Source organism: Neobacillus driksii, from assembly GCF_013409995.1.
Lineage (GTDB): Bacteria > Bacillota > Bacilli > Bacillales > Cytobacillaceae > Neobacillus > Neobacillus driksii.
Map to the genome: position 1 here is coordinate 465,069 of NZ_JACCBX010000001.1, position 23,137 is coordinate 488,205.

The window sequence follows — 23,137 nt, forward strand, 5'->3', positions numbered from 1 at the left end:
GTTTTGTAACCAATTCTCGTGGATTCATTCACGTACACGCATAAAATCACAAAACTCGCGGAATTATCAGTTTTCAGTTGACGAAAATTCTCCAAAAAGGTAAACTTTAATTTATTATCACATTAGCGAACTAAAGGATTCTGAAAATAAAGGATGATTTAAATGAGCCGTTTATTTATGTTTGAAAAGCCTTTAGGCATGAGAGATACACTTCCGGAACTATATGAAAAAAAGCATCGTGTCCGTACTTTGATGGAAGATGCCATTAAACAATGGGGATATCAATTCATTGATACACCTACCCTAGAATACTATGAAACCGTTGGAACAGCCTCCGCGATACTTGACTCGGAGCTTTTCAAATTACTCGATAAAGATGGGCATACCCTCGTACTTCGGCCGGATATGACTTCACCGATTGCCAGGGTGGCAGCATCACGTTTATTAGAAAATGATCTTCCGCTTCGCTTAGCCTATGCAGGAAATGTATACCGTGCACAGCAGCGGGAAGGCGGCAGACCTGCAGAGTTTGAGCAGATCGGTGTGGAGTATATTAATGACGATACAGTTTCAAGCGATGGAGAGGTAATCGCTCTGCTGGTCTCATCGTTAAAAAAAGCCGGGTTGAGCCAATTTCAAGTATCGGTAGGACATATCGGCTTTGCACAAGAATTATTTAAGCAAATCTTAGGAACCAATGGACGTGCGAACGCTCTTAGACGGTTTTTATATGAAAAAAACTTTGTTGGTTATCGTGAGCAAGTGAACTCTTATTCCCTATCCTCAATCGATAAAAAAAGGCTATTACAGCTGCTTGAATTAAGAGGCGGCGAAGAGGTAATTGGAAAAGCTCTTGATATCGTTGAGGATGGCTATGGAAAAGAATCGCTTATTCAGCTGAAGGAATTGTGGGATGTGATTTCAGACTACGGCCTCAAGGACTACGTGAAATTTGATTTTACGATTGTCAGCCATATGAGTTATTATTCTGGAATTTTATTTGAGGCCTATGCCGGGAATGTCGGCTTTCCGATTGGGAATGGCGGCCGTTACGGATTAATCGAAAAGTTTGGGAAAAAGGCCAGTGCCACTGGTTTCGCGGTAAGGCTGGATAAACTGCTTGAGGCAATGGGTTCACTAGAAGTGACAAATACTGTAGAATGTATTTTTTTCAGTCAGGAACGAAGAAAGGAAGCCTTTCAACTGGCTGAAACCATGAAGGGTGAAGGAAAGCAAACCGTGCTGCAAGATATTAATGGTGTGAAGAATCTTGATGCTTTTACAAAGAAGTTTGCCAATACCACCTTTTTAATCGGGGGAGCTTAAGATGAATACGAAATTAACGATTGCGATGCCAAAGGGGAGAATTTTTGAAGAAGCTCTAGAGCTGCTCCTGAAAGCTGGCTATAACCTTCCTCCTGAATTCGATGATTCGCGTAAATTAATTCTTGATGTGGAAGCGGAGGACATGCGTTTCATACTAGCAAAGCCTATGGATGTCGCTACATACGTTGAGCATGGGGTTGCGGATGTCGGAATTGCTGGTAAGGACGTACTACTTGAAGAAGAACGAGATGTATATGAACTACTAGATTTAAGAATCAGTGCCTGCTATTTGGCTGTTGCCGGTCTGCCTGGGACAGCGATGAACGATGTCGCGCCAAAAGTGGCAACGAAATATCCGAATGTGGCAGCAGCTTATTTCCGTGAGCAAGGTGAACAAGTTGAAATTATTAAATTAAATGGTTCAATTGAGCTTGCGCCATTAATTGGGTTAGCTGATCGGATTGTTGACATTGTTTCGACGGGGAGAACACTGGTTGAAAATGGGCTTGTTGAATATGAACGAATCAAAGATGTGACATCCAGACTTATTGTTAACCCCGTTAGTTACCGGATTAAAGACGAGCGCATTAATGAATTGGTTACAAGGTTAAGTACCGTTGTCTCATTGGAGGTAAAATAGTATGAAAATCGTAAAAGTGAACGACCTTATTTCTATAAAGCGGTCAATTGAGTCTGGTACAACGGAACAGTTAGCCGTCGTTAAAAATATCATTTCGGACATTCGAAGCTCGGGAGACAACGCCTTACGAGATTACACGGAAAAATTTGATCGTGTAAAGTTAGATTCGTTTTTGGTTACAGAAAGTGAAATAAATGAAGCCTATCGGAAAGTTGACTCTGAGTTTATCTCGATCGTTCGGGAAGCAGCTGAAAATATTAAAAGCTTTCATGAAAAACAATTGCGTCCTTCATGGATGACGACCGAGGAAAATGGCAGTATACTCGGGCAAAAAATAACACCGCTTGATTCCGTAGGTGTGTATGTCCCTGGAGGAACAGCGGCTTATCCTTCATCAGTTCTTATGAATGTCATCCCTGCAAAAGTGGCAGGTGTGAAAAGAATTGTGATGGTATCACCACCAGACAGTGAGGGAATACTTCCAGCTGCCGTACTGGTTGCGGCTAAAGAAGCTGGAGTGGAAGAAATCTATAAAGTGGGCGGAGCACAGGCCATTGGTGCCTTAGCCTATGGAACAGAATCGATTAAACCAGTTGATAAAATTACTGGTCCAGGCAATATCTTTGTAGCATTGGCAAAGCGTGAGGTCTTTGGTGATGTGGATATTGATATGATTGCAGGTCCAAGTGAAATAGCAATCATTGCTGATGATACAGCCCGCCCGGATGAGATTGCAGCCGATTTGTTATCACAGGCAGAACATGATCCGCGTGCGTGCAGTGTGCTAGTTACCCCTTCTATGAAATTAGCAGAAGAAGTGGCTGGTGAAGTCGAAAAGCAACTGGCTATACTGCCGCGAAAGGATATAGCCTCTCGGTCGATTGAGGATTTTGGCGTTATCTACGTGACTTCTTCTATTGAAGAAGCAGTGGAAACCGTTAATCAGCTGGCACCTGAGCACCTTGAAATCTTGACTGAGAATGGTATAGAACTGCTTGGGAAAATCCGACATGCTGGTGCTATATTTATCGGACGTTATAGTTCAGAGCCAGTTGGTGATTATTTTGCCGGACCTAATCATGTCTTGCCAACCAATGGGACTGCTCGATTTTCAAGTCCGTTGAATGTCGATGATTTTCAAAAGAAATCAAGCGTTATTATATACAGTGAAAAAGCGTTAAAAGATAATGGAGAAAAAATCGCAAAATTTGCCCGCATGGAAGGTCTTGAAGCCCATGCGCGTGCTGTAGAGTTAAGGCTTAAAAATCGATAATTTATTGCTAGGGGGCCCTTCCGTGGAAAGATATGCAAGTATTGAACGAAAAACAAATGAAACCCAAATCAGTTTATCACTAGATATAGATGGAGAAGGAAAGTCAGAACTTGAAACAGGGGTTCCATTCATGAGCCATATGCTCGATTTATTCACGAAACATGGACAATTTAACCTCACCGTTGATGCAAAAGGGGATATTGAGGTAGACGACCATCATACCACTGAGGATATCGGGATTGTTTTAGGACAGGCATTAAGAGAAGCACTTGGTGATAAAAGAGGGATTAAACGCTATGGTAATGCCTTCGTACCAATGGATGAAGCATTAGCACAGGTAGTTGTCGACTTAAGCAATCGACCGCACCTTGAAATGAGAGCAGAATTCCCAAGCGCTAAGGTGGGCACATTTGATACCGAGCTCGTTCATGAATTTTTATGGAAGCTTGCCCTCGAGGCACGTATGAACCTGCATGTCATTGTTCATTACGGACACAATACACACCACATGATTGAGGCTGTTTTTAAAGCACTTGGCCGAGCACTTGACGAAGCGACAACGATTGACCCTCGCATCAAAGGAGTTCCGTCAACGAAAGGGATGTTATAGATGATTGGTATTGTCGATTATGGGATGGGCAATCTGTTTAGCGTTAGTAAAGCCCTTGAACGGTTGAATGCAGATTATTTTATATCCGGTGACAAAGATGAGCTCCTAAGCGCGGATGCAATACTGCTTCCTGGTGTTGGCTCCTTTCGGGATGCGATGGAAGTGTTGCAGGTAGACACCATTAAGGAGTTTGCAGCAAGCGGGAAACCTCTTCTTGGGATATGCCTAGGGATGCAGCTTTTGTTTGAAGATAGTGATGAGAATGGATTTACGAAAGGACTCGGCTTATTACCAGGTCATGTTCGACGTTTTTCTGGAACAATTGAAGCTGGAGAAACGTACAAAGTCCCACATATGGGCTGGAATAAACTTGAATTTGTAAATTCTTCTCCATTGTTAGAAGGGTTAGAAGAAGATTATGTTTATTTTGTTCATTCTTACTATGTAGATGCAGAAAACTCGGAGGTTCTACTGGCAAAAGCCAATTACCATGAAGAAGTTTCTGCCGTTGTCGGTAAAGATAATATTTTTGGAATGCAATTTCATCCTGAAAAAAGCAGTAAGCTTGGAATGGCGCTTTTAAGTAATTTTTTGAGATTGGTTGATGAAAGGAAGGCAGTACGATGACACTGACACTATATCCAGCGATTGATATGCGCGGCGGGAATTGCGTACGCCTCCTCCAAGGTGATTATGATAAGGAAACGATTTATGGCGATTCACCTTTTGACATGGCTCGAGCGTTTGCAGCGGATGGGGCTGAATGGATACATATGGTAGACCTTGATGGTGCCAAGGATGGCAAAAGGGTTAATGACCGCTTTGTGATAGAAGCTGCCAAGGAGCTAAATGTAAATGTCCAAATTGGCGGAGGCATTCGTTCTGAGGGTGACATCCTTCATTATTTAGAAAATGGAATTACACGCGTGATTATCGGTAGTATCGCTGTATCCAATCCAGAGTTTGCGATTGAAATGATTCAGAAGTATGGGAAGCAAATTGTTGTGGGGATTGATGCGAAAAATGGCTATGTGGCTACCCATGGCTGGTTGAATACTTCAGAAGTCAAAGCAGTAGAACTGAGCAAGCGCTTTGCTGATGCAGGTGCTGAGACGTTTATTTTTACGGATATTGCAACAGATGGAACATTATCAGGACCGAATATCGCTGCTGTATGTGAAATGGCTGAGGTTACCGGGAAAACGGTCATTGCTTCTGGCGGTGTGAGTAGTTTAGCCGATTTGCGTGCTTTAAATGCAGAAGGGGTTAGAGGAGCGATTGTCGGAAAAGCACTATATGAGAACCGTTTTACATTAAAAGAAGCACTGGATGAGGTGAGAAAATGACACTAACTAAACGTATCATTCCTTGCCTTGATGTAAAAGAAGGAAGAGTTGTGAAGGGTATTCAATTCGTTCAACTCCGAGATGCAGGGGATCCTGTTGAATTGGCTAGATTCTATGACCAACAAGGAGCAGATGAACTCGTATTCCTTGATATTTCTGCATCTGTTGAAGGACGAAAAACCATGGTGGAAGTGGTTAAGTCTGTGGCATCTGAGCTTGCCATCCCTTTTACTGTTGGCGGCGGGATTAATTCTTTAGAAGATATGAAACGAATTCTCCGTGCGGGTGCTGACAAAGTATCCTTAAATACAGCGGCAGTTTTGAATCCTGAACTAATTTCTGAGGGTGCCGGCTACTTTGGAACACAATGTATCGTAGTCGCTATTGACGCTAAGTTTGATGAAGAGATTGGGACGTGGCGTGTTTATACACACGGAGGCAGGACCGCAACCGATCGAAAGGTCATTGATTGGGCCAAGGAAGCAGCAGGACTAGGTGCAGGTGAAATTTTACTGACAAGTATGGATAGTGACGGCGAGAAAAATGGCTTTGATCTCAAACTTACAAAAGCGGTAAGTGAAGCTGTGTCGATTCCGGTGATTGCTTCAGGCGGTGCTGGAAACGCAAGTCATTTTGAGGATGCATTTGTAAATGGAAAAGCCGATGCAGCGCTTGCTGCTTCAATCTTTCACTATAAGGAAACATCGGTCCATGAAGTAAAAAGTTATTTGTTAGAGAGAGGAGTGACGGTGCGATGAACATTCGTTTTGATGAAAAAGGGCTTGTCCCTGCAATTGTCCAGGATGCAGAAACAAAAGAGGTATTAACATTAGCATATATGAATCAGGAATCTCTTACAAAAACGCTGGAAACTGGCGAAACGTGGTTTTACAGCCGTTCTCGTCAGGAGCTTTGGCACAAAGGCTCGACAAGCGGAAACACTCAGACCGTTATAAGTGTTAAATATGACTGTGATCAGGATGCAGTCCTTGTGCAAGTTAAGCCCAAGGGACCTGCATGCCATACGGGAGCAGTCAGCTGCTTTACAGAAGGTGTTGTAACAGAAAGAGCTGCTACTAGCCTTGCAGACTACCAGATTCTGCAGTCATTAGAAAAGCTGATTATCGAACGGGAACAAGAGCGTCCAGAAGGGGCTTATACCACCTATCTATTTGAAAAAGGCGTCGATAAAATCTTGAAAAAGGTCGGCGAAGAGGCCTCAGAAGTCATCATCGCCGCCAAAAATCGTGACAAAGAAGAACTAAAATGGGAAGCCGCCGACCTCCTCTACCACCTGCAAGTATTATTGGTCGAGCAAGGACTTCCATTTAAGGAAGTATTGAAAACATTAGAAGAAAGACACAAACGATAAAAACCGTTGGTGCCTGTCACCGCTGCTGCGGTGATTTCACCTAAGGTGAAATCACTTCGGTGACAGGCACCAAATATGCAAAAACACGCTGTTATGCAGCGTGTTTTTGCATATTTGGAATATCTTCCAATGTGTTTGTATTGGTTCTAACCCTTCTCGTACTAGCTTTGGTTGTGGTATACTACCTAAGTTAGTTTATTGTAAAGATGGAGGTCTCCATGGTTAAAGATTCGAAAGCAAGAATTCAAAAGGGAAAGATCCTGTCATTTGTTCCGACTGGGGAATATTATTTCACGAAGGGTATTAAGGCATACCATCGCCGTGATTTTAAAAAAGCTAAAAAATATCTTCAACGGGCGATGCAGCTGGAGCCGGGTGAACCGATGATAACCTGTCAGCTTGCCATTGTGTCAACAGAACTTGGTGAGTTTGAAAATTCTAATCGACTCTTGCATTTAATCCTTGAAGATCTTGATGAAGATATGGCAGAATGTCATTATTTTTTAGCAAATAATTATGCCCATATGGGTTTCTTTAAAGATGCTTATCATCATGCAAATATGTATTTGGAATTGGACCCAAATGGGGATTTTAATGAAGATACACACGACCTTCTAGAGCTGCTTTCGTTTGAGGCGGAGGGTTTAGAAGATGAGCTTTATGAACAGGACGATCTTATTATTAAGCAGGAACAGGCTCGTGACCTATTGGAATCAGGGTATTTTCCGAAAGCCATTGAACTGTTGAATGACGTTGTCGAAGCATATCCGGAATACTGGTCTGCCTACAATAACTTAGCTCTCGCGTATTTTTATTTAGGTAAAACAAAAAAGGCAGAATCGATTCTTGATGATGTGTTAGAAAGAAATCCTGGAAATCTGCACGCATTGTGTAATCGGCTCGTATTTGCTCACTACCAAGGTAAGACGATGGCTGTTACACGTTTAATGGATTCGTTAAAGAAAATTCAGCCTATGCTCATTGATCATCAATTTAAGCTAGGCGCAACCTTTGCGTTAATTGGAGAGTATGAGTCGGCATACTTTTGGCTGAAAAAGTTGTATAAAAACGGTTTTGAGGGTGACGGTCCTTTTTATTATTGGCTGTCGTATTCGGCATATCATACAGGCTTTGAGAACTTTGCGAAAAGCATTTGGAAAATCGTCCTAGAGCATACTCCTGATAAAGAGGGATATGAGCCATGGAATGTCGAAAAGCCAATTGCAAATGGATTCGAAGATCACTCAGGTTCAATTTTTCAAAAACTGGAAAGTGATTATATGGAAGAACGTTTATTTGCATTATTTCTTGCTTCTGTCTCAGGTAAGGTAGATGAAATCTTCAGTTCAAAACGTTTTTACCAAAATCAAAAGCTTACCGCTTTGGAAAAAAATTATGTCTCTTTACTAAAATCGGGAACTCCTTCAGCTATTGTCGATGCACAGGAAATAGCACAGGTACTTTATGAAACACATCAGCCAATTGGAACGGTTGAATCTGGTTTATATTTAATGTGGTTTTCCGTGTTTGTTGAATTGGCAAAGTCTAAATCTGAGTTTAACCTAAATAATAAACGGGCTTGGGCAGGCGCCATGGAATATGTCTGGTATAAGGCAAGCAATGAAAAGGTATCACAGCAAGAAATTGCCAAACGATATGATATATCCCCAGCCACCATTGGCAAATATGTAAAATTAGTGACCCAACACCTAAATTAGTGTCTAGCTGCGGCGCCTAGAGGCTCGGGGTCATAAGCTTGTCTAGTTCCGGCTCCTTGGGACTCGAGGAATAAACCACCCCATGAAGAAGGCAAAATGCGCCTTCTTTCATGGTTTGTCTTATTCCTTCGTCCCAGGACAGTCGCCTCCACTTTTCTTACAATCCGGCAAGAAGGTTAAAAATACCAACCTTCTTGCCGGCTCGTCTTTTGCCTGTCGCCTCTGGACAAGGCGCCTCCGCTTTTCATTGAGCAGATATTTGGACTATATAGCAATTGTTTAATACGATTAAGAAGGTAATACTAAACTTAATCGTATTTTTTTATATATAAGGGAGTGAACCATACATGTCTGAGGAAAAAATTTATGATGTGATTATTGCGGGTGCTGGTCCTGCTGGAATGACAGCGGCTGTTTATACATCTCGTGCAAATCTTTCTACACTTATGATTGAACGAGGAATGCCAGGCGGTCAAATGGCAAACACCGAGGATGTTGAAAATTATCCTGGTTTTGAAAGTATTCTAGGACCAGATTTATCAACGAAAATGTTTGAGCACGCAAAAAAGTTTGGTGCTGAATATGCATATGGTGACATCAAAGAAATCATTGACAATGGTGAAGTGAAAACGGTTGTAGCTGGTTCAAAGCAATACAAAACTTATTCTGTTATTATTTCTGCAGGTGCTGAATATAAAAAAGTAGGGGTACCAGGCGAGAAGGAACTTAGCGGCCGCGGTGTATCCTATTGTGCCGTATGTGACGGAGCATTTTTTAAGCAAAAGGATTTGTTTGTCATTGGCGGCGGGGACTCTGCTGTTGAGGAAGGTGTTTATTTAACTCGTTTCGCTTCTAAGGTAACGATTGTACATCGACGAGATGAACTTCGTGCTCAGAAAATACTTCAAGACCGTGCATTTGCAAATGAAAAAATTGATTTCATCTGGAATCACACCATTAAATCAATTAATGATAAGGACGGAAAAGTGGGCAGCGTTACACTTGTTTCTACTCAAAATGGAGAAGAACAGGAACTTCCAGCAGATGGAGTATTCATTTATATTGGCATGATTCCACTTTCTAAACCATTTACAAATCTGGGAATTACCAATGAAAATGGCTATATTGAAACAAACGACCGAATGGAAACAAAAGTGCCAGGAATTTTTGCAGCAGGGGATATCCGCGAAAAGACACTAAGACAAATCGTTACTGCTACTGGTGATGGCAGTATTGCTGCGCAAAGTGCCCAGCACTATGTAGAGGAACTGAAAGAAGAATTGAAAATCAAGAAGTAGATTTACAAATTTTTCATAATCGTAATCCGGTTTTAATTCTCTTGTAACAGTGGTGAAATATTAATAAGGTATTATGATAGTAAGAATTGACCCCCTTTAAAATATTCACTTGGTGCACAGGCTGAAAATGCCTGTGCTATTTTTTTACATATTTTTAACAGTACAAAGAAATCTGATTTCATTGTGACCGCTTACCAAAAGGAGTATAATAAAAAGAATAAATATGTGCTATTTTACTGCTATGATCTTGTTATATAAATGAGAGAGAAATATTTAACTTTGAGAATGGTCTAGCTCAAGCGACTAGGAGCTTCCGCTTTTCTTGTTAGAGGTGTTTGTTGTGCAGCGAGTCACCAATTGTGTATTAATTAGAGATAATCAAGTATTAATGTTAAAAAAACCGCGCCGCGGCTGGTGGGTAGCACCAGGCGGCAAAATGGAGCCTGGCGAGTCAGTAAGAGATTCCTGTATTCGTGAGTACCGTGAGGAAACCGGAATCTACTTGAAAAACCCGCAATTGAAGGGCATTTTTACATTCATTATGAAAGAAAATGATCAAGTACTCTCTGAATGGATGATGTTTACCTTTTTTGCAACGGATTCTGATGGGATGAGCTTTGACGAGTCTGATGAAGGTAAGCTTGAATGGCAGCAGCTTGATCAACTAAAAAAACTGCCAATGGCTGCGGGAGACTATCATATTATCGATTATATGATTCATGGAAATGGGATTATTTACGGTACTTTTACTTATACCAAAGATTTTCAACTAATCAGTTATCGATTAGATCCAAGTTAAGGTGAGGGGGAAAAATAAATGAGTACCGGATCAACAAATGAAACACAAATGGTCATTATCACGGGGATGTCAGGAGCAGGGAAAACGGTTGCTATCCAAAGTTTAGAGGATTTAGGTTTTTTCTGTGTGGATAATCTGCCGCCGACTCTCCTTCCGAAATTCCTTGAACTTATGAAGGAATCTGGGAATAAAATGAATAAAGTGGCTTTGGTTATGGATTTGAGGGGTAGAGAGTTTTTTGATCATTTGTTTAAAGCGCTTGATGACCTTGCAGAAACCTCATGGGTGAGCCCGCAAATCCTATTCTTGGATGCTGATGATGCTACTTTAGTGCGAAGATATAAAGAAACAAGAAGATTTCATCCACTGGCACAATCAGGTTTGCCATTAGAAGGAATTAAATTAGAACGGGAGCTTCTTGATGAATTAAAGGGCAGAGCCCAGCTTATTTACAACACTTCACAAATGAAGCCCCGTGAGTTACGTGAAAAGATTATAACGGAATTCACAACGAATAAAAAATCAATTTTTACTGTCAATGTCATGTCATTTGGATTTAAGTACGGTTTACCAATCGATGCCGATCTTGTGTTTGATGTTCGTTTCCTTCCAAATCCCCATTATATCGATCACATGAGGCCAAAGACAGGATTGGATCAAGAGGTTTCGAGCTATGTTTTAAAATGGAATGAAACGCATAAATTCATAGAGAAGGTTACAGATTTGCTAAGCTTTATGCTTCCGCATTATAAGCGGGAAGGTAAAGCACAGCTTGTGATTGCAATCGGTTGTACCGGAGGGCAGCATCGCTCCGTTACCCTTGCTGAATATCTTGCTAAATACTTTGAAAATGATTACAAGACTTTCGTTTCACACCGTGACATTGAGCGGAGAAAGGATAAGACAACATGAGGGAGTTAGGACAGCCAAGAATCGTCATCATTGGCGGAGGAACGGGATTGCCGGTTTTATTACGAGGCTTAAAACAGTATCCAGTTGATATTACCGCCATTGTGACGGTTGCTGATGATGGCGGCAGTTCAGGAAGACTCCGTGATGATCTGCAAATCCCACCGCCTGGGGATATCCGAAATGTGTTAGCTGCACTATCGGATGTTGAACCGTTAGTGGAAGAGATGTTTCAACATCGATTTAAGACCTCCAACGAATTATCGGGACATTCGCTTGGCAATTTAATTCTTGCTGCCATGACATCCATTACCGGAAATTTTGTGCATGCGATTCAAGAAATGAGCAAGGTATTAAATGTTCGCGGTAAGGTTCTGCCTGCTGCCAACCAAAGTGTTGTGCTTCATGCGGAAATGGAAGATGGGACAGTCGTTTCTGGTGAATCGAAAATTCCCTACTCAGGCAAAAGAATTAAAAAGGTTTTTCTGACACCAGAGGTTATCACTCCTTTGCCGGAATCCATACAAGCCATTAGACAAGCGGATCTAATTATTATTGGACCAGGAAGTTTATATACAAGTATCCTGCCTAATCTGTTAGTTCCACGCTTAGGTGAAGAAGTCTGCCGTTCTCATGCGAAAAAGGTGTATATATGCAATTTAATGACACAAGCGGGTGAAACGCACGGGTACACGGCAAGTGACCATGTAAAAGCCATTTATGATCATATGGCTTGTGCTTTTATGGATACCATTTTAGTGAACGATAAAGAAATTCCTGAAGACATCCAGCTACGCTACAATGAAGAACTGGCGGACCCTGTCCATTATGATTTAGAGCGCATATTTGAACTTGGGATTGAAGTGGTTCATGCAGATATTGCCATCCAGGAAAATGGGGCACTGCGACATGACCCGAAAAAAGTGGCCAAAATTTTATATAATTTACTTTTGAGTGAAACCAAACGACGATATGAAGCGTAAATACTAATGCCCGTGAAAAAGGGGCAAAAGGGGGTGAAGGGATGTCTTTCGCTTCGGAAACGAAAAAAGAATTAACGAATTTAGAAATAAAGCCTTGCTGCACGCAAGCCGAACTTTCTGCTCTTATACGAATGAATGGCTCTATGTCTTTTTCCAACCGTAAGCTGATTGTTGATATTCAAACTGAAAATGCAGCCATTGCCAGAAGGATTTATACGTTAATAAAAAAAAGCTATGATGTTCCAGTAGAGCTGCTTGTTCGGAAAAAAATGAGATTAAAAAAGAACAATGTTTACATTGTCCGCTTGTCGCAGCAGGCGAAGGAAATACTAGAGGATATGAAAATCCTTGGTGAAGGATTTACCTTCATCCATGACATAGCTAGTGATCTTGTGAAAAAGAAATGTTGTAAACGTTCTTACCTGCGTGGGGCGTTTCTAGCGGGAGGTTCCGTAAATAATCCGGAAACTTCGTCGTACCATTTGGAGATTGCGTCACTATACAAGGAGCATAACGATTCCTTGTGTGAATTAATGAATAAATTTGGTCTAAATAGCAAGACACTGGAGCGCAAAAAAGGCTATATTACTTACTTAAAAGAAGCTGAAAAAATTACCGAGTATTTAAATATTATTGGTGCAGTCAATGCTCTTCTTCGCTTTGAAGATGTGCGGATTGTAAGGGATATGCGAAATTCCGTTAATCGTTTGGTGAATTGTGAAACTGCGAACTTAAATAAAACAATTGGTGCTTCTATCCGGCAGGTTGAAAATATTCGCTATATTAACGATACGGTTGGATTGCATATCTTACCTGAAAAGTTAAGAGAAATTGCTGAACTCAGGCTCCACTATACGGATGTAACCCTTAAAGAACTAGGGGAAATGGTATCCGGAGGTACAATTAGTAAATCAGGGATTAATCATCGGTTAAGAAAAATAGATGAAATTGCAGATAAATTGCGGATTGGTGATTTGGCTCCAAGAAAATAGAGGAAAAAATAAGGAGGATTTTGTAATGGTAGAGAAACAGGTGGAAGTTAAATTGAAAACGGGTCTTCAAGCACGACCAGCAGCATTATTTGTTCAGGAGGCGAACCGTTTTTCAGCGGATATTTTTTTAGAGAAAGATGGTAAAAAGGTAAATGCAAAAAGTATTATGGGCCTTATGAGCTTAGCTGTCGGCTCTGGGGTTTTAGTTAATATAGTCGCTGATGGCGATGATGAAGAAAAAGCTATTGATGCACTGTCTAATTTTGTTCAAAATGAACAATAAAAAAAGAGTTTGACCTTGGAATGGGTCAAACTCTTTTTATTTTATTTATCTTTCTTTTCTTCTGTAAGACTTCTAGTGATGATATGGTCAACGAGACCGTATTCTTTTGCTCTTTCAGCAGTCATGAAGTTATCGCGGTCAGTGTCCTTTTGGATGACTTCTAGCGGCTGGCCTGTGCGCTCTGCTAAGATTCCATTCAATTTTTCACGAAGGAATAAGATACGCTTAGCTGCAATTTCAATCTCAGTCGCTTGACCTTGTGCCCCGCCTAATGGTTGATGGATCATTACTTCTGCATTTGGTAACGCATAACGCTTTCCTTTTGTTCCTGCTGCAAGTAAGAAGGCACCCATTGAAGCTGCCATACCAATACAAATGGTCTGAACATCAGGCTTAATGAACTGCATTGTGTCATAAATCGCCATACCAGCTGTAATACTGCCGCCAGGGCTGTTAATATAGATGGATATATCCTTTTCAGGGTTTTCCGCTTCTAGGAATAGTAATTGTGCTACAATACTATTAGCCACATGATCGTCAATACCACTTCCAAGCATAATGATACGGTCTTTTAAAAGACGAGAGTAGATGTCATATGCTCTTTCCCCGCGGTTTGTTTGTTCAATAACTGTAGGAATCAAGTTCATTTTTCTTCCTCCTTTAAGTATGAAAGATAGTAATATGTATAGTTAATGATACACTGATGGTCAATTAAGGTCAAACAATTCGCTTTATATTTGTTCGACAACTTTCCCTATACAAGCATACCCGCTGAGAGGTTTTTTAAACCTATATTGCTTGCAAAGTTTCACAAATTGGCATATAATATGTAAGTCGCATATATGCGCTCGTGGTGCAACGGATAGCACGTAAGATTCCGGTTCTTAAAATGGGGGTTCGATTCCCTCCGAGCGCGTTTTAACTTCTTAGAAACGACTGCTATTGCAGTCGTTTTTCTTTTAAAAAAATATTTTTCTCCTCTAAAATGCCATTCCCGTGTAGTACATCTTTTAAACTGTATTTCCCCTGAAGATACATTTAATACTAAGCATTCCAATATTCCATTAAAGGTTGTTCCCTGCATATGGCAGCTGCTATGTACCCATGAATATATGTGTCTAAAAGATAAAAAAGTCTACCCGAATGAAAGATGTTTCGCATATGGTAATTAGGAGAGGTGAAAATACTATGGCGAAGAAAATTATGTGGGATCCTGGTCATGGTGGTTCTGATCCTGGAGCGGCAGCAAACGGATTACAAGAGGAACATTTGACACTCAAAATTGTGAACTACGCTGTGGAGTATTTAAAGGCTCATTATACAGACTTTGAACAAAGAGTAACTAGAGGTCATGAGCAAACATTAACTCTAACCAATCGTGATGACGAAGCTGATAGCTGGGGTGCCAATGTTTTTGTTAGCGTGCATATCAACGCTGGAGGTGGTTCCGGCTTTGAAAGTTATATTCACAACAATTCTGGAGCCTCAACAGTAGCACTACAAAATGCGGTACACAATGAAGTGTTAGCGGCCATGAGAAGATTCGGTTCTACCATAGATCGTGGAAAAAAGAGGGCAGATTTTTTCGTTTTAAGGGAAACGAACATGGATGCTATACTAACAGAAAATTTATTTATCGACAGTAATGATGCAAACCATCTAAAAACTGAAGCTTTTCTAAAAGCAGTAGGTGAGGCGCACGCACGCGGCGTCGCTATTTTCTTAGGATTACCGAGTAAACAAGTTTCACAACCAGCACCGCTTTCACAACCTCAGGGGATTGGTAATTTAAAGGTCCTGGAAAATACGGTGATTCGAGACCGGCCGGTCTATCTGGGAAATATTACAGGACAAGTCAAAACGGGTGATCAATACATTGTACATGACTACCAAACAGGCTGGTTTAATATTGGTGGATGGGTGTATAAAAATCACGTTCAATTTATTCCCCATGATGATGTAAAAATCAGTAAATAATAGGTGTTTCAGCCCTTCTCGCCCTCCGAGAGGGGCTCAATATTTTTCTTTACCCATTTTTCTTTTTTCTGTTTAGTTAATAACCTACACGAGTTCCCCATCTTCATGTAAAATAGAGCAAGGGGGGAGATTGGTTTATGGACTTAAAAGCAGGTTTATGGCAACAACAAACATTGAAATTAGCAATGACACAGGAATTGACCCAGGCCATTGCGCTTTTACAATATTCAGCACAAGAGCTTTCCGCTTTCTTAGAAAACAAAGCACTTGAAAATCCCCTATTACAGGTTGAGAATAACCATATTCAGCCTATTAACCCATTAATAGACCGCAACCGGCGGAAACATACGAAAACTACGGAAAATGATTGGATTGAGCAAATTGCAGCAAAGGCATCTTCTAAGGAAGACCAACTGCTAAATCAGCTTAATCTCAGAAAATACTCAAGTATGCAATTGAGAATAATTAAACACTTGATTGAAAACCTCGATGTAAACGGATACTTAACCGCTGAACCGGAAGAAATTGCTGATCTATTAGGTGTCCAATTAGAACTGGTTGAGGAGAGCATTATTGTCATTCAAACTTTGGAGCCAGCTGGAATTGGGGCTAGGAATCTTCAAGAATGTTTATTAATACAGCTCGAACGGGAAAACCTAAAGGATGATTTGGCGCTCACAGTCCTAACTCACTACTTCATCCCATTTGCGGAGAAGAAATGGAAGCAGATTGCAAAGGAACTACAAATCCCTTTACAGAAGATTCAAGAGATATTTGATATGATACAGCAGCTGAATCCACGACCAGGTGCACGATTAGAGCAGGAAAGTGCCTCCTACATTATCCCTGATGCGATTGTAGAACGCTTTGGGGATGGATTTTCCGTCAGGCTATGTGATGATATCCTTCCAAAAATAAGTTTTAATGATCATTATTATCAAAAAATGACTACCACGATGGATTCTCATGTAAGCCGCTTTTTGCAGGAAAAAGTGCAAGATTATCAATGGATTATAAAAAGTATTGAACAGAGGAAAGAAACTTTAACGAGGGTTGTCAGCAAAATTGTGGAAAAGCAAACTTCCTTTTTTGAAAATGGCAAGGAATATTTAGTTCCCATGACCATGAAGGAGGTAGCGGGTGAACTTGAAATTCATGAATCGACGGTGAGTCGTGCGGTGAAAGAAAAATATGTGCAGACACCGATTGGTACTTTCCCGTTGAAGTCGTTCTTTACTAGTACGATTCAAACAGTTTCGAATGAAAGCACGTCCTCGAGTCAGGTGAAAAATGAGATTGCTTCGATGATCAACAGTGAAGATAAACAACGTCCGTTATCAGACCAAGAAATTGTTGAGAAACTGAAATCAGGTCAAGGAATCGTTGTCTCTAGAAGAACAGTTGCAAAGTATCGGGACCAATTGGGGATAGCTTCCTCCTCGAAAAGAAAAAGGTTTGATTGAAAGGATGCAAACAATGACACAGACAACAATCACCTTATATACAAGAAACCGCTGCTCACTATGTGAAAAAGCAAAACAGGCCATCCTTGAACTTAAGGAAGAATGGAATTTTACATTAGAAGAAATAGATATTGATAATAGTGATGAATTAACAGAACTATATGGAATCATGATTCCGGTTGTTCAGATTGATGGTGAAGAGGTGGGGGTTGGGATTATTAACAAATTAGACATAAGTAAACGTTTGCAAGAAAAATCGAAAAACTTTTGAGTTGAAATAGGTTTTCACTCCTGTTAGAATGTAAATTGTTAGCAGGGGTGATTTTTTTTCGATGGAGTGGGACATAATTTGTCTATGGTGGACATTTTATGACCAGTTACATATAATAAAGGAGCAGGACATTATGCAATCACTCATCGATATTCAAAAAAGATTATTACCTGATCTCCTTCAAGTACTACATAAACGATATTCTATCCTTAGACATATCGGCTTTATGCAGCCAGTAGGAAGAAGGAGTCTTGCTTCCAACCTTGGGTACACGGAAAGAGTTCTTCGCAGTGAGGTGGATTTCCTCAAGGAACAAAATCTTGTTTCGATTAACAATATTGGAATGAGTTTAACTTCTGAAGGGAAGAATTTGCTAGAGGATTTAGAAGGACTAATTCGAGAATTAATCGGTATTGACGTAATGGAATTGGAGCTGAAACACCGACTTAAGATTCGGAAGGTTATCATCGTACCTGGAAACAGTGATGAATCCCTTATGGTAAAAGAGGACCTTGGGAAGGCATGTGCCTTCTGTATGAAAAAATATCTAACTGGGAAAAATATAATCGCTGTAACTGGCGGCTCAACGATGGCTGCTGTCGCAAATGTACTTACACCCGAGATTGGCAAAAAGGAATTACTGTTTGTACCGGCACGCGGCGGAATTGGTGAGGATGTTCAGAACCAGGCAAATACGATAAGCTCGATTATGTCAAAAAAAACAAATTCGAAGCACCGTGTATTCTATGTACCTGATCAGGTTAGTAATGAAATTTATCAATCTCTGATAAAAGAACCTGAAATTCATGAAGTATTAAACTTGATAAAATCAGCAAGCATGGTTCTTCATGGAATTGGGGATGCTATCACGATGGCTGAGCGAAGAAATTCAAAACCCGAGATTATGCAGAAGTTAGTGACGAATGGGGCTGTCGGTGAAGCTTTTGGCTATTATTTTAACGAAAAAGGTGAAATTGTCCACAAGGTATTAACAATTGGACTTCAGCTAGAAGACCTTGCACAGATTCCTAATGTGATTGCTGTTGCAGGCGGCACCTCTAAGGCAAAAGCAATAAAGGCTTATATGAAAAAAGCACCTGCGTCTACCATATTAATCACAGATGAGGGTGCAGCAAGAATGTTATTAAAAGGTTAATCCCTTTTTAAATAAAAAACCTTTTTTCAATACAAGGAGGAAATAACAATGACAGTAAAAGTTGGTATTAATGGATTTGGTCGTATCGGCCGTAACGTATTCCGTGCGGCATTAAATAATGCAGAAATGGAAATCGTGGCAATTAACGATTTAACTGATGCAAAAATGCTTGCGCACCTTTTAAAATACGATACTGTTCATGGAACTCTTCAACAAGAAGTTACCGTTGACGGTGAATATTTAGTTGTTGGCAACCAAAAGGTAAAAGTACTTGCTGAACGCGATCCAGCTCAATTAGGTTGGGGAGAACTTGGTGTTGAAGTAGTAGTTGAATCTACAGGACGTTTCACAAAGCGTGAAGACGCGGCGAAACACCTTGAAGCAGGTGCGAAGAAAGTAATCATTTCTGCTCCAGCAGATAACGAAGATATCACTATCGTAATGGGTGTTAACCAAGATAAATACGATCCGGCAAACCACCACGTATTATCAAACGCTTCATGTACAACAAACTGTCTAGCTCCTTTTGCGAAGGTTTTAAATGATGAATTCGGAATTAAGCGTGGAATGATGACTACCATCCACTCTTATACTAATGACCAACAGATCCTTGATTTACCACACAAGGATTACCGTCGTGCTCGTGCAGCAGCTGAGAACATGATTCCTACATCAACTGGTGCAGCTAAAGCAGTTTCTTTAGTTCTTCCAGAACTTAAAGGTAAATTAAATGGTATGGCAGTTCGTGTACCAACTCCAAACGTATCAATCGTAGATTTAGTTGCTGAGTTAGACAAAGAAGTAACAGCTGATGAAGTAAATGCAGCATTAAAAGCAGCTGCTGAAGGTCCATTAAAGGGCATTTTACACTACAGCGAACTTCCATTAGTATCTACTGACTATAATGGCAGCCCAGCTTCATCTTCAATTGATTCTTTATCTACTATGGTCCTTGATGGTAACATGGTAAAAGTATTATCTTGGTACGATAACGAAGTTGGTTATTCTAGCCGCGTTGTTGACCTTATTGATTACATCGCTCAAAAAGGACTATAATCCTAACAGGCTAAGGTTGGAAATATTTTCTTCTAAAGGCTATAATGATTTATGGTATTTCAAAGGGGAGCGGGGAACATTCCCCCCTCCTTTTTTTATGTAAATATGGGTTTTACTAGCTTTTTATTAATTAGGAGGCTTCGCATGAACAAGAAAACATTAAAAGATGTAGATGTAAAAGGAAAACGCGTTTTCTGCCGAGTTGATTTTAACGTTCCTATGCAGGATGGAAAAATTACGGATGAAACAAGAATCCGCGCTGCATTACCTACTATTCAATATTTAATCGATCAAGGTGCAAAGGTAATTTTAGCGAGCCATTTTGGACGTCCAAAGGGTAAAGTTGTTGAGGAAATGCGCTTAACTCCAGTGGGTGTAAGACTTTCTGACCTTCTTGGCAAAAACGTGCAAAAAGCAGATGAAGCATACGGTGATTCTGTGAAATCTTTAATTGAAGCTATGAATGAAGGCGATGTTCTTCTTCTTGAAAACGTTCGTTTTTACCCAGGTGAAGAAAAGAATGATCCAGAATTAGCGAAATCCTTTGCAGAGCTTGCTGACGTCTATGTAAACGATGCTTTTGGTGCAGCACACCGAGCACATGCTTCTACAGAAGGTATTGCTCACCATCTTCCTGCTGTATCTGGTCTTTTAATGGAGAAAGAGCTTGATGTACTAGGAAAAGCTCTATCCAATCCTGAACGTCCGTTTACAGCGATTATTGGCGGAGCGAAGGTAAAGGACAAAATTGGTGTTATCGAAAACCTTTTAGAAAAGGTTGATAACTTAATTATTGGCGGCGGTCTTGCTTATACTTTTATTAAGGCACAGGGTCATGAAATTGGAAAATCTCTTCTAGAGGCAGATAAACTTGACTTAGCGAATTCTTTTATTGAAAAAGCAAAAGAAAAAGGTGTCAATTTCTATATGCCGGTTGACGCTATCGTTGCAGACGATTTCTCTGCGGATGCAAATTCTAAAGAGGTAGCAATTGAAGAAATTCCTGCTGATTGGGAAGCTCTTGATATCGGGCCAAAAACAAGAGAAATCTATCGTGACGTCATTCAAAAATCAAAATTAGTGATTTGGAACGGACCAATGGGTGTGTTCGAAATTGATAAGTTTGCTGGTGGTACGAAGGCAGTTGCTGAAGCACTTGCAGAAGCAGAAGGTACATATTCAGTAATTGGCGGCGGAGATTCTGCGGCAGCAGTGGAAAAATTCAATTTAGCAGAAAAAATGAGCCATATTTCAACAGGCGGCGGCGCTTCACTTGAATTCATGGAAGGCAAAGAACTTCCAGGCGTTGTAGCTTTAAACGATAAATAATAAGAACTTTCTATCTTGAAAGGTTGTGTAACAATGCGTAAACCGATTATTGCAGGGAACTGGAAAATGAATAAGACATTTGCTGAGGCTAAGAGCTTTACGGAAGAAGTAAAAGGTCTTGTTCCACATCATGAAAAAATGGATTCTGTTATTTGTGCACCGGCTTTATTTTTACAAAGCCTTGTTGAACAAACAGAAGGCAGCGACGTGAAAATTGGTGCTCAAAACATGCATTTCGAAGAAAGCGGAGCTTTTACAGGAGAAATCAGTCCTAAACCTCTAGCTGAAATTGGGGTTCAATATGTGATTCTTGGACATTCTGAACGTCGTGAAATGTTTAATGAAACCGATGAAAGTGTTAACAAAAAGACACTTGCAGCTTTTAACTATAACTTAACTCCAATCGTTTGCTGCGGCGAAACGTTAGAGCAGCGTGAAAACGGTGAAACCAATGAACTTGTTGGTTCACAAATTAAAAAAGCTTTAGCAGGTTTAACAGATGAACAAGTAAAGCAAACCGTTATTGCTTACGAACCAATTTGGGCGATTGGAACAGGCAAATCTTCGACTGCACAAGATGCAAATGAAGTTTGTGCTCATATCCGCCAAGTGGTATCACAGCAATTCAGCGAAGAAGTTGCAAATGCTGTTAGAATTCAGTATGGCGGCAGTGTAAAACCTGAAAATATTAAGGAATACATGGCACAGCCTGATATTGACGGTGCACTTGTTGGCGGAGCCAGCCTTGAGCCAGGTTCATTCCTGCGGCTATTGGAGGCAGGCAGCTATGAGTAAGTCTCCCGTTGCCCTCATCATTCTCGATGGATTTGGATGCAGGGATGAACAAAAAGGGAATGCAGTCTATCATGCAAAAAAGCCGAATTTTGATCGTTATTGGAGTACGTTCCCTCATTCACATTTAACAGCTTCAGGTGAGGCAGTGGGTCTTCCTGAGGGACAAATGGGTAACTCGGAAGTGGGTCATTTAAATATCGGCGCTGGCCGGATTGTATACCAAAGCTTAACACGTGTGAATATCGCTATCCGAGAAGGTGAATTTGTAAAAAATGAAACCATCTGCAGTGCTATGGATCATGTGAAGAAGAATGGTACAAACTTACATCTGTTCGGATTATTGTCAGATGGCGGCGTTCACAGCCATATTAATCATATGTTTGCACTCTTAAAAATGGCGAAAGAGGAAGGCGTTGAGAACGTTTATTTACATGGCTTCCTTGATGGACGTGATGTTGGTCCAAAAACCGCAGCAAAATATATTCAACAAACTTTGGATAAAATGAATGAGTATGGCGTTGGTGAATTTGCTACTATCTCCGGACGCTATTATTCAATGGACCGTGACAAGCGCTGGGATCGTGTTGAAAAGTCATACTGCTCCATGGTTTACGGAGATGGGCCAACTTACACCAATCCTTTAGAAGTCGTAGAGGATTCCTACCAACATGGAATTTTTGACGAATTCGTGATTCCATCCGTAATCACTAAGGAAGATGGTCAGCCTGTGGCGACAATCAAAGACAATGACGCAGTCATTTTCTATAATTTCCGCCCAGACCGTGCAATCCAGATTTCTAACGTATTTACAAATGAAGATTTCCGTCCATTTGATCGTGGAGAGAAACATCCGAAGGATTTATTCTTCGTATGTTTAACACACTTCAGTGAATCCGTAAATGGATATGTTGCGTTTAAGCCTTCTAACTTGGATAACACATTAGGAGAGGTCTTATCGCAAAATGGTTTGAAGCAATTAAGAATTGCTGAAACCGAAAAGTATCCACATGTTACATTCTTTATGAGTGGCGGCCGTGAGGACAAGTTCCCTGGTGAAGAGCGTATCCTCATAAACTCACCTAAAGTTGCAACCTATGACCTGCAGCCTGAAATGAGTGTATATGAAGTGACAGACGCGCTTCTTAAAGAAATTCAAGACGATAAATTTGACGCTATTATCCTAAACTTCGCTAACCCTGATATGGTTGGTCATTCAGGAATGCTTGAACCTACTGTTAAGGCAATTGAAACAGTGGATGAATGTTTAGGTAAAATTGTTGACTTAATTCTTGAAAAAGGTGGATCAGCCATTATTACAGCTGACCATGGTAACGCTGATGAAGTTATGACTCTTGAAGGAGAGCCAATGACAGCACATACCACGAATCCAGTTCCAGTTATTATCACTAGAAATGATGTGGAACTGCGAGAAGGCGGCATTTTAGGGGATTTAGCTCCTACAATGTTAAAAATACTTGGTGTCGAGCAGCCAGAAGAAATGACAGGAAAATCGTTAATTAAATAATTTTTTATATTAAAAG

The 23,137-nt window shown here is 40.6% G+C and carries 24 protein-coding genes and 1 tRNA gene; 24 read left to right on the forward strand and 1 reads right to left on the reverse strand.

Annotated features, from left to right (window positions below; genetic code table 11):
- Nucleotides 1-162 precede the first annotated feature (162 nt).
- The 15 genes from F4694_RS02005 (at nucleotide 163) to F4694_RS02075 (ending at nucleotide 13,549) form a co-directional block, all read left to right on the forward strand.
- A complete protein-coding gene (locus F4694_RS02005) occupies nucleotides 163-1,326 on the forward strand; it encodes an ATP phosphoribosyltransferase regulatory subunit (RefSeq protein WP_179595223.1) in 1,164 nt (387 codons plus the stop codon).
- A gap of 1 nt (nucleotide 1,327) precedes the next feature.
- Complete coding sequence (gene hisG, locus F4694_RS02010) at nucleotides 1,328-1,966, forward strand: ATP phosphoribosyltransferase (RefSeq protein WP_179595224.1); 639 nt, start codon at nucleotides 1,328-1,330, stop codon at nucleotides 1,964-1,966.
- A 1-nt stretch (nucleotide 1,967) separates the two neighbouring features.
- Complete coding sequence (gene hisD / locus F4694_RS02015; protein WP_179595225.1) at nucleotides 1,968-3,239, forward strand: histidinol dehydrogenase; 1,272 nt, start codon at nucleotides 1,968-1,970, stop codon at nucleotides 3,237-3,239.
- A gap of 22 nt (nucleotides 3,240-3,261) precedes the next feature.
- On the forward strand, nucleotides 3,262-3,849 hold the full coding sequence (gene hisB / locus F4694_RS02020) for an imidazoleglycerol-phosphate dehydratase HisB (RefSeq protein WP_179595226.1): 588 nt from the start codon (nucleotides 3,262-3,264) through the stop codon (nucleotides 3,847-3,849).
- Complete coding sequence (hisH, locus tag F4694_RS02025) at nucleotides 3,850-4,476, forward strand: imidazole glycerol phosphate synthase subunit HisH (protein ID WP_179595227.1); 627 nt, start codon at nucleotides 3,850-3,852, stop codon at nucleotides 4,474-4,476.
- Nucleotides 4,473-5,195 (forward strand): 1-(5-phosphoribosyl)-5-[(5-phosphoribosylamino)methylideneamino]imidazole-4-carboxamide isomerase, encoded by a 723-nt coding sequence (gene hisA / locus F4694_RS02030; RefSeq protein WP_179595228.1) that lies wholly within the window; start codon nucleotides 4,473-4,475, stop codon nucleotides 5,193-5,195. The genes hisH and hisA overlap by 4 nt, the downstream gene beginning before the upstream one ends.
- Complete coding sequence (gene hisF, locus F4694_RS02035) at nucleotides 5,192-5,953, forward strand: imidazole glycerol phosphate synthase subunit HisF (RefSeq protein ID WP_179595229.1); 762 nt, start codon at nucleotides 5,192-5,194, stop codon at nucleotides 5,951-5,953. Before hisA ends, hisF begins: the two co-directional genes overlap by 4 nt.
- Nucleotides 5,950-6,567, forward strand: a complete 618-nt coding sequence (hisIE, locus tag F4694_RS02040; RefSeq protein ID WP_179595230.1) for a bifunctional phosphoribosyl-AMP cyclohydrolase/phosphoribosyl-ATP diphosphatase HisIE — start codon at nucleotides 5,950-5,952, stop codon at nucleotides 6,565-6,567. The genes hisF and hisIE overlap by 4 nt, the downstream gene beginning before the upstream one ends.
- Before the next feature lie 218 nt (nucleotides 6,568-6,785).
- On the forward strand, nucleotides 6,786-8,285 hold the full coding sequence (locus tag F4694_RS02045) for a tetratricopeptide repeat protein (RefSeq protein ID WP_179595231.1): 1,500 nt from the start codon (nucleotides 6,786-6,788) through the stop codon (nucleotides 8,283-8,285).
- Between the two features lie 347 nt (nucleotides 8,286-8,632).
- Nucleotides 8,633-9,583, forward strand: a complete 951-nt coding sequence (trxB, locus tag F4694_RS02050) for a thioredoxin-disulfide reductase (protein WP_179595232.1) — start codon at nucleotides 8,633-8,635, stop codon at nucleotides 9,581-9,583.
- 340 nt (nucleotides 9,584-9,923) lie between these two features.
- Complete coding sequence (locus F4694_RS02055; RefSeq protein WP_179595463.1) at nucleotides 9,924-10,382, forward strand: NUDIX hydrolase; 459 nt, start codon at nucleotides 9,924-9,926, stop codon at nucleotides 10,380-10,382.
- Nucleotides 10,383-10,400: 18 nt separating this feature from the next.
- Entirely contained in the window at nucleotides 10,401-11,294 is an 894-nt protein-coding gene (rapZ, locus tag F4694_RS02060) for an RNase adapter RapZ (protein ID WP_179595233.1), read from the forward strand.
- Nucleotides 11,291-12,274, forward strand: a complete 984-nt coding sequence (locus tag F4694_RS02065) for a gluconeogenesis factor YvcK family protein (protein ID WP_179595234.1) — start codon at nucleotides 11,291-11,293, stop codon at nucleotides 12,272-12,274. The genes rapZ and F4694_RS02065 overlap by 4 nt, the downstream gene beginning before the upstream one ends.
- Before the next feature lie 41 nt (nucleotides 12,275-12,315).
- On the forward strand, nucleotides 12,316-13,266 hold the full coding sequence (gene whiA / locus F4694_RS02070) for a DNA-binding protein WhiA (protein ID WP_179595235.1): 951 nt from the start codon (nucleotides 12,316-12,318) through the stop codon (nucleotides 13,264-13,266).
- Between the two features lie 25 nt (nucleotides 13,267-13,291).
- Nucleotides 13,292-13,549: an HPr family phosphocarrier protein gene (locus F4694_RS02075; RefSeq protein WP_179595236.1), complete on the forward strand. Its 258-nt coding sequence runs from the start codon at nucleotides 13,292-13,294 to the stop codon at nucleotides 13,547-13,549.
- A gap of 41 nt (nucleotides 13,550-13,590) precedes the next feature.
- Here F4694_RS02075 and clpP read toward each other — a convergent pair whose 3' ends face one another.
- Complete coding sequence (gene clpP, locus F4694_RS02080; protein ID WP_179595237.1) at nucleotides 13,591-14,196, reverse strand: ATP-dependent Clp endopeptidase proteolytic subunit ClpP; 606 nt, start codon at nucleotides 14,194-14,196, stop codon at nucleotides 13,591-13,593.
- Between the two features lie 197 nt (nucleotides 14,197-14,393).
- Between clpP and F4694_RS02085 the strand changes: the two genes are divergently transcribed.
- The 9 genes from F4694_RS02085 to gpmI all read left to right on the forward strand — a co-directional run bounded on the left by F4694_RS02085 (nucleotide 14,394) and on the right by gpmI (nucleotide 23,121).
- Nucleotides 14,394-14,465, forward strand: a tRNA-Arg gene (locus F4694_RS02085).
- Between the two features lie 272 nt (nucleotides 14,466-14,737).
- Nucleotides 14,738-15,526, forward strand: a complete 789-nt coding sequence (locus F4694_RS02090) for an N-acetylmuramoyl-L-alanine amidase (RefSeq protein ID WP_179595238.1) — start codon at nucleotides 14,738-14,740, stop codon at nucleotides 15,524-15,526.
- A 137-nt stretch (nucleotides 15,527-15,663) separates the two neighbouring features.
- On the forward strand, nucleotides 15,664-16,989 hold the full coding sequence (rpoN, locus tag F4694_RS02095) for an RNA polymerase factor sigma-54 (protein ID WP_179595239.1): 1,326 nt from the start codon (nucleotides 15,664-15,666) through the stop codon (nucleotides 16,987-16,989).
- A gap of 13 nt (nucleotides 16,990-17,002) precedes the next feature.
- Nucleotides 17,003-17,260: a glutaredoxin family protein gene (locus F4694_RS02100; protein WP_179595240.1), complete on the forward strand. Its 258-nt coding sequence runs from the start codon at nucleotides 17,003-17,005 to the stop codon at nucleotides 17,258-17,260.
- Nucleotides 17,261-17,393: 133 nt separating this feature from the next.
- On the forward strand, nucleotides 17,394-18,416 hold the full coding sequence (locus F4694_RS02105) for a sugar-binding transcriptional regulator (RefSeq protein WP_179595241.1): 1,023 nt from the start codon (nucleotides 17,394-17,396) through the stop codon (nucleotides 18,414-18,416).
- Nucleotides 18,417-18,464: 48 nt separating this feature from the next.
- Nucleotides 18,465-19,472 carry a type I glyceraldehyde-3-phosphate dehydrogenase gene (gap, locus tag F4694_RS02110; RefSeq protein ID WP_179595242.1) on the forward strand — a complete coding sequence of 336 codons (1,008 nt, stop codon included), beginning with the start codon at nucleotides 18,465-18,467 and terminating at the stop codon, nucleotides 19,470-19,472.
- A 144-nt stretch (nucleotides 19,473-19,616) separates the two neighbouring features.
- Entirely contained in the window at nucleotides 19,617-20,801 is a 1,185-nt protein-coding gene (locus F4694_RS02115; protein ID WP_179595243.1) for a phosphoglycerate kinase, read from the forward strand.
- A gap of 33 nt (nucleotides 20,802-20,834) precedes the next feature.
- Complete coding sequence (tpiA, locus tag F4694_RS02120; protein ID WP_179595244.1) at nucleotides 20,835-21,596, forward strand: triose-phosphate isomerase; 762 nt, start codon at nucleotides 20,835-20,837, stop codon at nucleotides 21,594-21,596.
- Nucleotides 21,589-23,121, forward strand: a complete 1,533-nt coding sequence (gene gpmI, locus F4694_RS02125) for a 2,3-bisphosphoglycerate-independent phosphoglycerate mutase (protein ID WP_179595245.1) — start codon at nucleotides 21,589-21,591, stop codon at nucleotides 23,119-23,121. Before tpiA ends, gpmI begins: the two co-directional genes overlap by 8 nt.
- The last annotated feature ends 16 nt before the right edge of the window (nucleotides 23,122-23,137 follow it).